A 16254-nucleotide genomic window follows, 5' to 3' on the forward strand; every position below is an offset into this window, starting at 1 on the left:
TTCTTGGACAATACAAAACGCCGCTTCTTTATTGCTCTCTTGCCGCCGCAAGAGATTCAAGACTACGCCAAAGAGATTCAGCAGCACTTCGCCCAAACCTATGCTAGCAAAGGTGCCCAGAAATCTCCCCCGCATATCACGCTGCAACCGCCGTTTGAATGGCAGGTAGAGGCAGTGCCAGTGCTGGAAGAATGCTTGAGAACGTTTGCTTCCCATCGTTCACCTGTCTTCATTACCCTGAAAGGGTTTGGAGCTTTTCCACCCCGTGTTATTTACATCAATGTTCTTAAGACGCCGGAACTGCTAGCGTTACAAGCCGATTTAATGACCGATATGGAGACAAACTTGGGAATTGTCGATGCGGTTTCCAAGCAGCGTCCCTTTGCTCCTCACATGACTGTTGCCTTTAGAGACTTGACACGGCAAAACTTTCATGCAGCATGGGCTGAATTTCAGGGCCGATCGTTAGAGTTTGAGTTCACTGCTGCTCAGCTAACCCTACTGATTCATACAGGGGAACGATGGGAAGTGAGCGCTGAATTCCCTTGTTTAGCGCGCCGGAGGTAAACAGGGCAAGCCTTTCAGCCAAGGTTGCGGCTGGTTGTGGCGCGATCGCAACCTTTTTTCTTTCGCTCAGACAAACCCTCACTATAATAGCGAATCTTGTTCACTCAATTTTCCAATCTATCCTAGGGAATAAACGTTGATAAAGATTTGTCCTCTCTCATGGTAGAGGTAGTGCAAGCTTGACTCTCACTATTGTGTTGTTATTAGTGTGCTGTCCCCACACGAGTAGATTGCTAAAGTGAGAGGAGTCAATGAAAAAAGTTAATGTACTTAATGTATCCATTGACAACTTGTCAAGAGCAGAGCTATTAACCAAACTCGATCGGGAAGGTGGTATCGTATTTACGCCAAACGTAGACCACCTGATGAAGCTGCAAACCGATGGAGATTTTTACAAAGCTTACAATATCGCTACTTATAAAGTGTGTGACAGTCAAATAGTATTGTACGCTTCTAAATTTTTGGGAACGCCGATTAAAGAAAAACTGTCGGGTTCAGATTTATTTCCCGCTTTCTATATGCACCACAAGAACAATGAAAGCGTTAAGATTTTCTTGCTGGGTGCTGCTGAAGGGGTGGCTCGTAAAGCTCAAGAGCGAATCAATAACCAAGTAGGCAGAAATATTATAGTTGCTTCTCATTCGCCGTCTTTCGGATTTGAAAAGAGCGAAAAAGAATGCCTAGAAATTATTGACAGGATTAATAAGTCAGGCGCTACAGTCTTAGCCATTGGCGTCGGTGCCCCTAAACAAGAAAAGTGGATATTGAAGTATAAAAATAAATTACCCAATATCAAAGTTTTCTTGTCTGTTGGCGCATCTCTTGACTTTGAAGCAGGTCATAAACCAAGGTCTCCACAGTGGATGAGCGACGCAGGAATAGAGTGGTTACATAGACTCTTATCCGAGCCACAAAGGTTATGGAAAAGATATTTAATAGACGATATGCCTTTCTTCTGGTTAATTTTGAAACAAAAGCTTAACCTTTATAAAAAGCCTTTTCAGGCAGAGAAAAAATCTGTGAAATTAGAACGAGTTAAGTGGGAATAAAAAAATTCTTATTTGAAGGGACGTTTGTAAAGTACCTAATGTTGTAATGCTGTAGCTTGCTTGTCGTAGGGTAAGTAGCCTTAGCAGCTATAGGCTTTCTGTTAAAATTTATGGTTGCATGATGGATGTTCCACGGAACGTCTATTTTTGTGATGACATATCTTGGCAGGCGATTAGACTATTTGAATTAGACTACTTGAGAAATTTCTCCCACCTTTTCTCAAGCTCTTTCTTTCCGATAAACGAGCAAGGCTGGGGTTCTAAATAGATTGTAAGGGTCGATCGCATTCCGAACCCCTTCGCTACAACTGCGTCACGAGATGTATTTGCTTGCCGCCTTAGGAGGATGTTCCTGCTGGATTACTAATTGCCATAGTAAATTCCTCTGCCATTTGTACCAATAAAAACTAAACCAAACTGCTGCAAGCTTGCTTCCATCACATTTGGGCTATTGCCAATCGGATTTTTCGGATTACCAATCCTTTGCCATGTCTTCCCTCTGTCGAGAGAACGGAAGATTCCTTTGCCCATATTATTAATTTCTCCGTACACATACAGTGCTGGAATCGTGCTTCCCTGCTGTGGTTTTCCTAAAGAAAACAAATAGGATCTCTTAACTGCATTCATCTTAGAGAAGGTCTTGCCACCGTCTGTCGAATGGTAAAGTTGTTTCTTATCGAGACTCAGCCAAATTTCACCTTTAACTCCAGATACGGTTCTTAGCGAGTGCCAACTTTCATCGGGAAGTGATGAATTCACGACTTTAAAAGACAAACCTCCATCGGTACTTTGATAGAATTTGCCATTCTTATAGTAATAAAACGTGTTACCATCCACTTTGTCTGCTGCCAGCGGCAAAGACCAATTCCAAGGTCCCTTGGAACCCTTGGGTAAGCCAGTAACTTCTTTCCACGAAGCGCCTCCATCATCTGTGCGGAGAGCTTTATCTCCACTAACAGTGACAACAAATAACTTTGGATTAGTTGCTGACATCGCTATACGCATCGGCATCGTGTCTTTTGGAAATGAAGCAAATTCTTTCCAAGTTAAGCCGCCGTCTGTCGAAGTTGCTCCCGAATAAGTATTGTTCCAGCGATTACCGCCAACGCGCACCATTTGCAGGGGAGCTTTTTCATAGTAGGCAATGCTGTAGGTATCCTGGAACGAAGGGCCACTAGCACTAAAGGTTTTAGATGGATAATTGTCTAATCCCTTGTTGTGGTAAAATCCGTCTACATCTGCCACCCCACTCAACAACAACGCGCCACTCGGAGGCGCAGTTAAGGTGAAGGTGACAAGCTCTTCGTGTCCTTTTTGATAGTTCGTCCAGGCAGAGGGTTGTTTGTTAATATTGTCTGTCCGCCATATTCCGTACCAATCGGTAAACCAAACTCTTCCAGAAACGTGGGGGTCAAACTCAATCGCAGAGACAGAAGGATTGGAGAGCATATAGCTAGACCACCAAGGAACGGTATTGTTAAGCGATCGCTTCTGCTCTTTCCATGTAGTTCCGCCATCGAATGAGCGATAAATTTTAGTATTTTTTCTCTCTTTTGTAGAAACAAGAATATCTTTAGAATTAGCAGGGTTAATGCTCAACCCATTAAAATCCTCTTTGGAGCCTTGTGGAGTAATGTTTTTCCAATCTCCATCTGTATACTTTTTAACTCCAGGACTTCCATTAATTGTTGTGTAGAGAGTGTTATTGCGACTTGTCACTAGCCGCATCGCTTTTTTTGGGCTTCCATCAATCTTGCTCCAGGTAATGCCTGTGTTAGTAGATTTATAAATTCCATCACCATAGGCATTGGCATAGACTAAGCCAGGCTTATCTTTGTCAAAGACAATTGCTGTGATGCCGATATCTTTTTCCGGCTTTCCGGGAAAAGAAGTCACTTTAGTCCAGTTCGCGCCAGCATCTAAAGATTTCCAAAGCCCATCGCGCCGCGAACCAAATAAAATCATCTTGGAATTAAATGGATTGATGACGAGTCTCTCGCCTACCTCTCGCCTATCTTGGTTGCCGCCCATTGGCAAGTCCAAATCCAGCTTTTTCCAGGTTGCACCTCGATCGTTAGACTTAAAGATAGTTCCAGGCTCATCCCAGACGTATTTGCCTGCGGCAATATAAACAATATTTGGATCTTTTGGATCGAGGGCTAGGGCTTCTCCGCCGTAGTAATTGCTCTTCTCTAGTGGAAAGTGGTCAGTTAGCGGTACCCAGCTTTTATTTACTGAATTCCAACGATAGAAGCCACCCACATCAGTTTTGATGTAAACAAGATCCTTCTGTAGCGGATGCAGAAAAATACCCGTAACATAGCCCCCTCCGCCTATTGCAACATTCGTCTCCCCCAAAGACACATTGGTTCGGTAATTGCGGGAAGTGACGACTTCTGCCTGTCCTGATGCACCGTTAAGGATGTTGCTAGCAAGCCAGATGTGCTGAAGTGCGACTGTGGCAAACAGAGCAATGACAGCAAGGCGAACCGTTCGAGCTAACGAAAGGCTTGGTTGGGCGCTAAATTTAGTAATCAGCTTGAAGGCGATATGGGCGAGGCAAATCCCGATGGCGAAGACTAATAAACTAGTCAGAACTGGTTGGACGCTTGCCAGCCCTGCAAATGTAACATTAGCGATCGCTTCAATGGTTGACCAATGATTAATAGCTGCATTAAGCATCGTTGAGCCTCAAATCCCATAATCAGCTACTTCCAACTAAGGAATTATAGCTGACTATACAGATTTGACGGGTTAAGTCTTAACTAATGCCTAAGGTGACTGGGCTACTTTCTTTTAAAACTCTTGCATCAAGCATATCTAAAATTCTGCTGTCCTGCGTCATATCGAATTTTCGGGCAAAGTGAACGTCCCTTCTTATAATTGCTGAGTAATCTTCAGCATTTAGAGTACGAGGATGACCGTGGCGAGTCCCAGTCCAATCAATATAGCGTTTATAGTCGTTACACAAATGAAATTGCCCGCTATTGACTAAAACCGTTTGGACAAAAGATTCATCAGGAATACAAGTCTTTTTATAGTAATTAATTAGCTCGGGGTTATGCTGGCAAAAATGATGTAAATATTCGACACAATTCCTCGATAGAGTCTTGAAGTAAGACCCTGCATAGCATTTAAAGTTTTCATTGAATGGAGATGAAGTCGTACGAACTCCTAGCATCAGCCCATAGGAAGAATTTATTCTCACCAAAGGCTGGACATTATTAATGACCATGCGAGGAATTTTGACGATAGCGCGTTTCCACAGTGGTAAATATTGACCCGAACGCCAGTACTGATAAAGATAGCGATCGCTACCTTCCCGGCTTCCCCAAAGATTTCCCTCTAAATCTGAAAGTACATCAAAATACTCTAAAAAGCCATCAAACGGTGATTCCGCAAGAAACTTCTCAATTTTTGGTAGCGGTTGAATCGGATAGTCTTGGCCTGTAATATTGGCAAGCCAATCAAATTCAACATTATGGCTAAAAAGCCAGTCAATGGCATTCAGATAACCTTGAACAATCGAAAAATCTCCTCGTCCTCCCGTACCCCTAATTACATTAACTCCTGGGAATTCGTGAAAGGCCGTTACGTCTAAATGACAACCCCTAAAGTCATGGCTAATCAATATCTGAGATTGGGGACTTGATTTTTTTAGAGTTTGCACCAGTCTAAAAATCTGTTCGGGATTTTTATGACTTTGAATCAGATATAAAACTTTCACGATCTTTAACCTCCAGAAAACAACTGCACGAAAAAGTGAACGCAGCAATCTGCCAAAGTGTTGTGCATAACACTTCGGATGTACCATAAGTAGAGATAGCTAGATTCAACCAGGTCAAGGTATTAAAAAAAAACCTGATTATCTGCTCTCTATGCGGTAACAACAAAATTTGCAACAATTGTCAAACTAGAAATGCCTGCATAATAAATACTGGTGATTTTGTGCAAGCAAAGTCATAAATTGACAGAGAAATCTGTGTTCAAAAACTTAACTAAAACTGTTTAACTGCAATAGCATCGACAAAGTTGAAACAGCAGTACATAGGTGCTTTCACTGGAAACCCGGCACTCTAGAATAGTTAAGTTCAGAATGGTAAATAGTAAACCTGGTATATAGACGAAGTGTGGGTTTATTTTGTTCCCGGTTTTCAACCGAACCTTATTTTATTGTTTCACCCACATAGACATAGATACTAAACTCTGTACCCTAGGAAAAAAATCTCTGTCTTTTAACCATGTCCAAATTCAGTAATGGTGTACAAAATTAGATTCTTCACGACAGGCTATGACCTTTTCGTTGCACCCAATTTTTTTACATTTACAGCTATGGTCATAATTAAAATCCCAGTCTAAGGAACTCTTTAAGGGACTCAAGCCACGCTTGCAATCCTAGTCGCTTTACGCTTTACATCTTGTTACAGTGCCTATCTTGCAAGCGTCCCCCTTAAGATAGACTTTACTTATGCGATTTGTCCGCCTAAAGTAAAACATTAATATATTTCCTTTAAAATTAAAATAACAGTAACAAGCAATACCAATCTTGCCTGCACAAAACTAGCATAATAAAAAGTACTAGAAAATTAGCTAATTGCCACTTTGCAGATAGCCCAAAAAGTATTCAGGCAAATTTTTCTGTTACTAAGGCATTGCCAAAAAATTCCAAGCAGAAGATTTTAGAAATTCATCCCGACTCAGCGGAGCTAAACCATCTACCCAATTTTTTAGCTTAAAAATTTTTAGACCACACTCATTGACAAGCAGATCGTAAATTCTGCTATCGTGCCATTTCCCGTCTTTCAATGTGCCATCAACCCATTCTTGAGAATTAATTAAGCCACTTTCAAAGACTAAGTAAGGTTTATAAGTTTTTAATGTTCTGATAGCACCTCTAAAAACCTGCAATTCTACCCCTTCTACATCTACCTTGATGAAATGAATCTTAAGGTCTGGGGCTAATACATCATCAAGTCTCTGAGTTTTAACAGTGATTGGTTCCATAAGTGCATCAGGAATATGGCTTTTACAGCATTCTTTATCCAGGCTACTTACAGCAGGAGCATTCACTACATACCAAAAAGTAGTTTCTGCCTCCGAATCACTCAAAGCTGTTTCTCTTACCTCAACAGTTGGAAATTTTTTTCTAAGCCTACTGGCTAACCGTGGTATTAGCTCAAATGCATAATGAAATCCTAGAGGTGAAAACTGTAAAATTTTGTCAAGTAAATCGCCCGTGTTACAACCAACATCAATACAGTTTGAGTCTTTTGCTAAAACACAAGACATCATTTCAATCGTGAAAGCATTGTCTTGTCTATTAAGAATGTCACTGCGTTTAGGAGGATTTACTATATCTAAAAAAGGTCTAACGACCGGATCGAGAAATGAACCCTTAATTGTTTCTTTGAAAAAGTTTTTTATTTCTAAGAAAATTTTCATGGTCTAGCTGCTCCAGTCACTAAAACGCCACTATACTAACATCAATTAATGCAACGTCAAGGTTTTATTGAAGCAGTTAGATTAATTTTATTAGAAGTATAAAAATGTTGATTATAAAGATTAGCTAGACTGATCTTGAAGAATACGGCGTCTTTGAATAAGCCCAGTCATTTTGGCAGCAAGAGCCTCTATTTGGTAATAAACAGGATGGGGTAAGAAGCAGAGCAAGTAGGCAGCTGCTAAGGTCATCAGCGTGCGGCGGGGTTGCTCCAAAAGGATGCGCCAGTGAGCAGCCAAGGCTCGGTGCATTAGCTGCACAGCCATTGAGCCTGCTTTTAAACGGACTGCACTTCTCGCTAAATATCGCAGTTGATATGCTTTAGTAGGGTTTTCCCATTCAGCGATTAATTCTGGAGCGTAGGAGCGTGTTTTTTCAATTACCCTTTCGAGAGCTTCTAATTGCTTCAGCAAACTAGCTGAAAGACCTCCCGCGTTTACCCGATACAGTGTCAGCGCTTCAGGAATCCCCTCAATTTGCCAGTTGGTTTGGAGGAGGATGCGAAGCCAGCATTCTATATCCTCTGCCTGACGAAAATTATCATCAAAATAAAAATCTTCAACAGTCCCGTAAAGATTATCTTGAAATTTAATCTCTTCAAATACCTCTCGCCGAACTACGGGAGCAGAACCATTTCCAACTGGATTGTCGCGAAGTAAATCGGGTGGTGTAATGTCCTTGAACTTGGGCATCAGATACGTACCCAAGGGATTTCCTGTTGCATCGATAAAAGCAGAACGGCTAAAACTAATCCCTACCATCGAGGAATTATCTAAATGTTCAAGATGTTTCTCTAATTTTTCCGGTAGCCAAAGGTCATCGCCATCTAAAAAAGCTAAATAGTCGCCATGAGCATGGCGGATTCCGGTGTTTCTTGCTCCAGCGAGTCCTCTATTTTTCTGGCTAACGATTTTAATTCTAGGGTCTATAAACTGCTGGCAAATTTCTACAGTTCTATCGGGAGAGCCGTCATCAACTACAATAATTTCAAAATTTTTGTATGTTTGAGCTAGAACCGATTCAATTGCAGCAGCTATATAATTTTCTACTCCGTAGGCTGGAATAATAACCGAAAATTTTTTCATGAAAAGTACCATTTTCTTTAAGTTGCTTGAAAAATTCTTTCGTCAAGCATATCTAATACTTTGCTGTCCCGGTTCATGTCAAATTTTCTAGCAAAGTAATATTTATCTTTAATTAAATTTGGAAAATCTTCAGATGTGAGGATGCGGGGATGACCGTGTCGGCTGTTCTCCCAATCAATATAGCGCATATTGCGGGGATAAAAATTAAACAACCCACTATTTAATAAGATGGTTTGCATAAAAGATTCATCGGGAAGGCGAACTTTCTTGTAGTAGTTCACCAAATCAGGATTGGCAGAGCAAAAATCATGAATGTATTGAATGCATTGTCTAGAAATTGTTTTAAAGTAAGAGCCTCCATAGCATACAAATTTGTCATTAAATGGAGCTGAAGCGGCCCGTTGCCCGATGATGAGTCCATAGGAAGAATCAATCCGCACAAAAGGCTGAACATTATTAATAAGAACTCGAAAAGGTTTGAATAAGGCTCTTTGCCACTTGGCTAATTCTATACCTGACCACCAGTATTGATAGAAGTAGCGATCGCGCCCATCTTTAGCTCCCCAAGTACACTTATCAGAAAGCACATTAAAATAATCAAAAAATCCATCGTACTCGGTTGCAGCCAGAAAATTCTCAAATTTTGAGAGCGATTGAGTCGGATAGTCTTGACCTGTAAGATTAGCTAGCCAATCAAATTGAATATTCTGGGTTAAAATCCAGTCAATAACATCCAAATAAGCTTGGGTTATCGAGAAATCGCCTCTTCCAACTTTCTTAGCTCTTAGTACTTTAACATTCGGTAAACTCTCGAAGAGTTCTACATCTATTTGACTAGCATTAAAGTTATGACTCATCACTATATAAGAGTCATTACTGGACTTTTTAATAACTTTAACCAGCCGATAAATTTGCTCCGGATTGGTATGGGTTTGGATTAGGTAGACAACCCTCATATTCTGCAACCTATTTTGATGGCGAGCGGGTGTTTATAAAAAAGGTTCTATCATTATGCCAATTGACGGGAACGATCTTGAAGAATGCGTCGTTTTTGGGCGGCTCCTGTCATTTTTAAGGCAAAACTTTCCATCTGGCGGTAGAGAGGACGTGGCAGTAGCCACAGCGAATAGGCAGCTCCCAACGTCAAAAGTGTCCGCCGGGGTTCGTCAAGAATCATGCGCCAGTGGGTAGATAAGGCGCGGTGAGCCATGTCTACAGCGGTTGGGGCAGCTTTCAGCCGGACTGCCCACCGGGCTAATTTCCGCAACTCGTAGGCTTTAGCTGGGTTTCCATACTGAGCAATCAAATCTGGAGCATAGGAGCGGGTTTTTTCCAGCACCTTTTCCAAGTCTTCTAACTGCTTAAGCAGATTTGCTGAAGCGCCCCCAGCATTTACCCGGTACAGCGTCAAAGCTTCAGGAATGCCTTCGATTTGCCAATCAGTCTTCAAGGAAATGCGAAGCCAGCATTCGACATCTTCAAAATGTCGCAATCTTTCATCGAAATAACAATCTTTTGCAGTACCCTGAGGAGCATCTTGAAACTTAATAGCTTCAAAAACCTCTCGCCGAATCACCGGAACTGAGCCATTTCCAATCGGGTTACGGCAGAGGATCAAGGGTGGAGCAATATCCTTGAGTTTAGGCATTTGATAGATACCTAATGGCTGCCCCGCTTCGTCAATAAAAGCAGAGCGGCTAAAGCTAAGCCCGACAGTTGGTGAATTTTCTAGATGCTCAATATGTTTTTCCAGCTTTTCTGGCAGCCACAAATCGTCTCCATCTAAAAAAGCCAGATATTCTCCTTGAGCATGGCGAATTCCTGTATTTCGAGCGGCGCAAACTCCGCTATTCTGCTGGCGAATAATTTGAATTCGAGGATCTTGGAATTGCTGACAAATTTCTACACTTCGATCGGGAGAACCATCATCAATAATTAGAAGTTCAAAATGTTTATAGGTTTGGTCTAAAACTGATTGCACTGTAGCAGCTATATATTTTTCGACTCCATAAACCGGAATTATGACAGAAATTTTTTTCATTTTAATTTTGAAAAATTGTGAAAAATTAATATTTGCTACAGCCAGCACTTCCTTGTGATTAACTGCCCCCTTACTCTGACTGACTTATAGTAGGAACATCCTTTGTCATGGAAGTACTGGGACGCAAATTACCAAATTTACGGGCTATGGCAGAAACTAAACGACGCGGTTTATGAATCAACAAATTATAAAAGGTGAGTGACAGCCGCTTCTGGTAGGACTTTGGTGCAAGACGAAACGAAACATCTTGAGCGTTTGTGTTACAAAGTTCCCTAGGTATTTCAGCGGAGGCAGTTTCTTTAAATGCTTCTGTTAGTTGAGTAGCTAAATTAGGAAAACCTAACTTTTCTGCCATTTCTACGATCAGATGACCGTCATAATTAATGTATTGTTGATGTTTGAAATCTCCACAATAAACAATGCCAAAATCCAAGTATTCCTCTAGCTCATTGGCTAAGCGCACCAAAAGAATATCGCGATCAAGCGGATCGAGCGTATCAATGCGGTGAAAAATAGCGGGAATCGTCTTTTTATTCCAGGACAGCGTTGCATATCTAGCAAGATACTCCTCAATCTCTTTGCCAACAACACGTTTTACCTGTTCGCGTTTGGCATTAGAAATGCCTTTTTTCCCGTTTCCAAAGTCACCATGAGTATAGGTAGCATGAAGCAGACCTGTTGCTACTATCTTTGCAGGTACATGAAGAGAAACCAGGATACTAGCAGTGCTGACTAGATGGGCAATAAACGTCTTACCTGAGGCTCGAAAAGCACCTGTGAACAGCTGCATTGTCAGCTGATAAGCATCACGGATGCGGTTAATATCGTTGCTTGAGTAGCCTTCTGCACGTAGCTGGTTGAAGAGTTGAATGTTTGTTTGAGCAAAAGAGTGCATAATTTTGCTTTTGATTGGAATGCTTCATTTTTGTTGCACTTGGCTTAGGCGAAGTCCATTGATTTTGTCTAAGTCAAGTGCATTTAAAAAAATTAACAATCATTGAACGGCTTAGGCAAAACGTCTCTCTGAAGAAGGAAAACCCAAACAACATTTCAATTTCAACAGGAGCGTTCCTGAAAAAGCGGGGAATCGCTTAACACAGAACAAGTTTAGTAATAGCATCCACTTTTCCAAGGTAGGAGTACGACTAAAAAAGTCTGTGGATTGCGATCGCTTTCCCCACTTGTTTTCTGGATGAAGACTTAGGTTTTGGCTGTGTAAGGGTATTTATCGTCGAAGCGATCGCACCTTCTTTTGGCACCTTCGTTTCGTCGTTCTACACCCTTACACGCCAACCTAACGGGACGATGCCGTCACTGTAGGCTTCTTCTCCGGTATTGCAGGCATCTGAGGTTGTAGCCCTTTCGCTTGCAGGCGAGCCTGACGATTCGTGAGATAACGGTTAAACACCTTATCTAGAGGACGCAACACTTTTGCCACCCCGCCCCCAGCAAGACCTAAAGTCAGGCGGCTACCAATTGGGTTCAGGATTGTCACGTATCGCCGCCATCCCAAGCGCTTGTAGCGATATTTGAAGTACCCGTCCTCGTCCAAATTCCATTTATCGCGCAAGCGATGCAAGCTATTGAGTTCCCAAGCGTCGCTCCAACGCAGCATATAGAAGAGCATATCTGACGGCTTCAGGGGCGGGCCTGGAACATAAGTGACAAGACATGCAGGCTCAAAGTAAACGCTACCACCCGCCTCAACGACTGTCATGCAGAAATCGAGGTGTTCTTTAGTATTGAACATTTGTTCATCGAGCAAGCCGACTTTCTCAAAGATTTCAGTGCGAACCAGTACGCAATGGAATTCTGCTAGTTCGGTTTGTTGACGTTTGAGCTTGGGTCGCACCTCTGCTACTTTCTGACCTTGCTTGTACATTTTCTCGCGGAGACGCCGTCTGGGGTTTTCGCCGACTTTTTCCAGCCAAATGTGGGCTTCTCCACCGGCAAAATGGACAATTTCGTGTACCGGAGTGCCTTGGCAGGTCAGGGGACCCACTACGGTAGCGTTTGTCTCTTCAGCGCACTGAACTAAGCTTTCCAACCAGCCTGGGCTGACGATCACATCGTTATCGATAAAGACGAGATACTTGGTTGTAACCTGACTCAGACCGAGGTTTCTGGCGCGGTTTGGAGTGAGGTAGTGATCGGTGCGAATGATTTGAAATCCTTTTTCAGTCGCTTGCTGTTGCAAATAACGCTGAATGTGAGCGGGTGAACCCCCATCTACGTAAACTAACTTGAATGGGACTGATGTATGTTCGTAAATGCTTTCCAGCGACTCGCGGGCGCAGCTGAAACGTTCGCGGGGTGAAACAACAATCGTAACTTGGGGATCTAACATCAGGAACTCCTCGCTAAAGACTAAACAATTTATCGGCTGTTTTGTTTGCTATGCATCAACTCAGCTAGATAGGGAAAAAACTTGTTTGTGTTTAAAGTCTGTACTGTGTAGTTGCCCGGTGTCGCTTGGGCAGGTCTGTTTTACACAGGCAAAGACTGGAGATTGTGGTAAGACCAGTAAGCTCCCTGCTGGGCAAGCAACTCGTCATGCCCTCCCTGTTCGATAATTCGACCTTTCTCCATTACCACAATTTTGTCGGCATTCCGGACAGTAGCCAAACGGTGGGCAATCACAATTACAGTCCGGTTTGTTCGCAAACGTTCCAGTGCTTCTTGCACTAACTGTTCTGACTGCGAATCTAAGGCGCTGGTGGCTTCATCGAGAATCATGATTTCCGGGTCGCGCAGCATTGCCCTAGCAATTGAAATGCGTTGTCGTTGTCCTCCGGAAAGCCTAACGCCTCTATCTCCTACCACTGTGTCGTATTGGTTGGGCAACTGACAGATAAATTCGTGGGCATTGGCAAGGCGGGCTGCCTCAATCACCTTTTCTCTGTCCATTCCCTCTAAACCGTAGGCAATGTTATCCAGAAGTGAGGCATTAAAGATGTAGGTGTCTTGGCTAACGACTCCGATGTGCTGGCGTAGCGAGACAACATCGTAGTTTCGGATATCTTGACCGTCGATCTCGATTACACCGTCGGTCACTTCGTAGAAACGGGTAACGAGAGATGCCACAGTGGATTTCCCGGCTCCAGAAGCGCCAACCAGCGCCACAGTTTTGCCACGAGGAATTTCTAGATCCAAACCGTTGAGGACGTAAGATCTGCCGCTGTAGGCAAATTTTACATTTTGGAAAAGAATGCGATCGCGCAACCCTGTAAATTTCTGGTTTCCATTAGGAAGCGGATATTTCTCTGGTAACGAGAGCGCCTCCGTGACTTTCGTTAACGCTGGCAGAGACTCTTGGACAGAACCCCTCGCTGCATTCACCTTTTTCAGTACCGGAACAATTCTAATCAGAACCAGCATGAATATCAGCAGCTCTGCGGTCGTGAGCAGACCCTTGGAGATAAACAAAGTGTAGCTACCGACTAGAACTACCATCGCCGCCGCCAAAGTCGCTAACTCTGTCAGCGGGTCGATGATGTTTAGCTTCTTAGCTAGCCCGATGTTCGCCTCCATATAATTGCTACTGATCTTATTGAAGCGGTTCAGTTCAAAATCTTCCGCACCATAAGATTTAACGATGCGAACACCGCCTAACGTATCTAAAGCCATCGCGTTCAGAGTGCGTTTAGCAGTGACAACTAAACCCCCCGATGTCTTAATCTTTTTCAAGAAATAACTGAGCCATAAAGCAACGCCTGTAATCAAAAATGTCGTTAGAACCGTCATTTTCCACGACACGATCACCAACGTTCCCAAATACGCGATTAAAATCAGCAGGTTGGTCAAGCCATAAAAGAAGTTAGTCAACAGCTTGTTTGTTTCCATCACCTCTGTATGTAAGGTGCTGGTTACTTTACCCATCTGCACATTATCAAAAAATTCAATGGGCGAATATAAATAGGTTTGATACAGCCGTTTCCTCAAGCGTTTGATGACGGCTTCCCGATAAATGGAAGTCAAGACTTGGGAAATGTAGTAGAAATACCCTTTTAAAATTAAAGAACCCATGAGGACCAAGGCGAACAAGCTAATGAGCGTTCCTTTACCTTGCTGCGCTAGCCAACTGTTCAACCCTTCCGTTAAAGCCATTTGAGGAAGAAGCGTTCCACCTCCTTCATTCAAAATTACTTTTAGGAAAGGAATCATCAATCCGATTCCTACACTATCTAGAATAGAAGACAAAATCATTGTCACTAAACCTAGATAGAGAGTTTTCTTCTGCACCTCCAAAATCAGAGAGGTCAGTTTATCGAATTTTCCAATTCGCTTCATTAAGCCCAATTTTAATTTTGCTTTAGCCTCACGCAACCTTGTTTCTCGTCCGAGTGTCTGACTTCGACTCATAGTGTCTACCGCTACTGAACCTTTGAACAGCCAATCGTTGATTGCTAATTCCAGGCTAAATTTTCTTGCCGGAGCGCTTTTTCCTGATATTTCACTGTGCCGACGCTTGCTCTTAAATTATTTTGCTCGTAGGAAACACAGTGTTAGCTTTGTTCACTTTCTCTAGTAAATGTTACCAGACTTTTTGCTATAAAAGCATCGAAAAAACACGATTTTCCCTATTTTTAATGTGAAGTTTTAGTGAAGTTGCAATTAATATAAAATCCTTGCTTGAAGTTTTTATTTTTTAACTCATTCAATCAGAAAAATATTCCGGTTTATATCATGTTTTTTCTAGAAAAATATACTTCTAATGGCAGATTTTAACCTGCCAACTGCAATTTTAACGGTTGAACTCTATCTAATGGTAGATTTCTACTAACCGCTCGTTCAACTTGTTAAAGTCGTAATGCGCTTCTACGTAGGCGCGACCGGAGCGACCCATTTCAGGCCAAACTTCCGGATGTTCAAATAAATAGCCCAACTTTTCAGCCAGAGTATCGGCATCTCGTTCGGGAACCAAAAAACCTGAAATCCCATCTTCAATCAGTTCTGGAATGCCACCGTGTTGCGTCCCTATCACGGGTAAACCCATTGCCATTGCTTCTTTTAATACGTTTACGGGGGCATCTTGATCGCCGTTCTTCGCTGTCACGCAGGGGGCGATAAATATATGGGAGTTGTCGAGAATTTCAATGAGTTCCTGCTGCTGCTTGTGACCCAGCAATTTTACTTTGTCACTAACGTCCAGCTCATCAATGAGTTGCTGCAAACTTTCCTTTAATGGCCCATCCCCAACGATGTTGTACTCGATGTTGGGGTATGCCTTAGCCAACTTGGCAATGGCACGAATTCCATACTCAATCCCTTTTTTTTCGACAAGGCGACCTGTGGTGACAATTCCAATGCGACCATCAGCGGGTAGATGACGTGTGGTAAACACAAACTTGCTACAATCGATGCCCGAACGAAGGACGATGATTTTCTTCTCATCGCAACCTAGCTTAATCAGGCGACGTTTGAAATAATCGCAGTTAGAAAGAAAAAGGTCTCCTGTGGCGAATAAGGGATTATAAACGTTTTCACCGAATTCCTGAATATGCTGGCTAATATCGAAACCGCGAAATGAGGTAATTAATTTTCCGTGGGGCGCACCAATCAGCCGAAATGACATCCCGATGAATCCTAAAGGGCCAAATTGACAATGGATGACGTCGTATTCTTTTTTGCCCAATAATGAGACTGCTGCATATAGCAACCTCAATGAAGCAGCTTCTTTGCCATACTTAAAAACATTAAGCGATCGCAGTAATAGGGCTGGATCTTTGTAGCTGTTCGCGAATAGCAACCCCAAGCCTTTTAGCCCGCGAATCGCAATATTAGATGGCATTTTGATATAGTAGGTGCGATTCAGGAGTTGGTACTTTTCTACTGCTGGATGCACCTTGGAAGTATCTCCGAGTTGGTCAGAATAGATATCAACTTCGTGACCCCGATCGATTAAACCAGCGATTTGATTTAAGATAAAGGTTTCTGACAAAACCGGAAATCGACCAACAATCATCGCGACTTTCACAACAATTTTACCCCTACAACTTGACTTTTCTATTT

12 protein-coding genes are annotated in these 16254 nt (G+C 42.5%); 2 read left to right on the forward strand and 10 right to left on the reverse strand.

Annotated features, from left to right (window positions below; genetic code table 11):
• Positions 1–3: 3 nt before the first annotated feature.
• Together NC994_RS16930 and NC994_RS16935 are read left to right on the forward strand one after the other, a co-directional pair.
• A complete protein-coding gene (locus NC994_RS16930; RefSeq protein ID WP_190430084.1) occupies positions 4–567 on the forward strand; it encodes a 2'-5' RNA ligase family protein in 564 nt (187 codons plus the stop codon).
• A 251-nt stretch (positions 568–818) separates the two neighbouring features.
• Positions 819–1616 carry a WecB/TagA/CpsF family glycosyltransferase gene (locus tag NC994_RS16935; protein ID WP_190435450.1) on the forward strand — a complete coding sequence of 266 codons (798 nt, stop codon included), beginning with the start codon at positions 819–821 and terminating at the stop codon, positions 1614–1616.
• A gap of 363 nt (positions 1617–1979) precedes the next feature.
• Here the strand turns inward: NC994_RS16935 and NC994_RS16940 are convergent, their stop codons facing one another.
• From NC994_RS16940 to NC994_RS16985, 10 genes are all read right to left on the reverse strand, one after another.
• The gene (locus NC994_RS16940) at positions 1980–4298 is read right to left on the reverse strand and encodes a hypothetical protein (protein ID WP_190435452.1); all 2319 of its coding nucleotides are present in this window, start codon (positions 4296–4298) and stop codon (positions 1980–1982) included.
• Between the two features lie 79 nt (positions 4299–4377).
• Complete coding sequence (locus tag NC994_RS16945; RefSeq protein WP_199299606.1) at positions 4378–5430, reverse strand: beta-1,6-N-acetylglucosaminyltransferase; 1053 nt, start codon at positions 5428–5430, stop codon at positions 4378–4380.
• Positions 5431–6260: 830 nt separating this feature from the next.
• Entirely contained in the window at positions 6261–7058 is a 798-nt protein-coding gene (locus NC994_RS16950; RefSeq protein WP_190435455.1) for an FkbM family methyltransferase, read from the reverse strand.
• Positions 7059–7178: 120 nt separating this feature from the next.
• Positions 7179–8201, reverse strand: coding sequence for a glycosyltransferase family 2 protein (locus tag NC994_RS16955; protein WP_190411176.1), 1023 nt, complete (start codon positions 8199–8201; stop codon positions 7179–7181).
• Between the two features lie 17 nt (positions 8202–8218).
• Positions 8219–9157, reverse strand: coding sequence for a beta-1,6-N-acetylglucosaminyltransferase (locus NC994_RS16960; protein ID WP_190430089.1), 939 nt, complete (start codon positions 9155–9157; stop codon positions 8219–8221).
• Positions 9158–9210: 53 nt separating this feature from the next.
• Positions 9211–10242 (reverse strand): glycosyltransferase family 2 protein, encoded by a 1032-nt coding sequence (locus tag NC994_RS16965; RefSeq protein WP_190430090.1) that lies wholly within the window; start codon positions 10240–10242, stop codon positions 9211–9213.
• A gap of 70 nt (positions 10243–10312) precedes the next feature.
• The gene (locus NC994_RS16970; protein ID WP_190430091.1) at positions 10313–11137 is read right to left on the reverse strand and encodes a DUF6817 domain-containing protein; all 825 of its coding nucleotides are present in this window, start codon (positions 11135–11137) and stop codon (positions 10313–10315) included.
• A gap of 399 nt (positions 11138–11536) precedes the next feature.
• Positions 11537–12589 carry a glycosyltransferase gene (locus tag NC994_RS16975; protein WP_190435458.1) on the reverse strand — a complete coding sequence of 351 codons (1053 nt, stop codon included), beginning with the start codon at positions 12587–12589 and terminating at the stop codon, positions 11537–11539.
• Positions 12590–12729: 140 nt separating this feature from the next.
• Positions 12730–14604 carry an ABC transporter ATP-binding protein gene (locus NC994_RS16980; RefSeq protein WP_190411171.1) on the reverse strand — a complete coding sequence of 625 codons (1875 nt, stop codon included), beginning with the start codon at positions 14602–14604 and terminating at the stop codon, positions 12730–12732.
• A 400-nt stretch (positions 14605–15004) separates the two neighbouring features.
• The gene (locus NC994_RS16985; RefSeq protein ID WP_190435461.1) at positions 15005–16219 is read right to left on the reverse strand and encodes a glycosyltransferase; all 1215 of its coding nucleotides are present in this window, start codon (positions 16217–16219) and stop codon (positions 15005–15007) included.
• Positions 16220–16254 lie beyond the last annotated feature (35 nt).

It is taken from the genome of Trichocoleus sp. AS-A1 (assembly GCF_039962015.1).
Taxonomy (GTDB): domain Bacteria; phylum Cyanobacteriota; class Cyanobacteriia; order Cyanobacteriales; family FACHB-T130; genus FACHB-T130.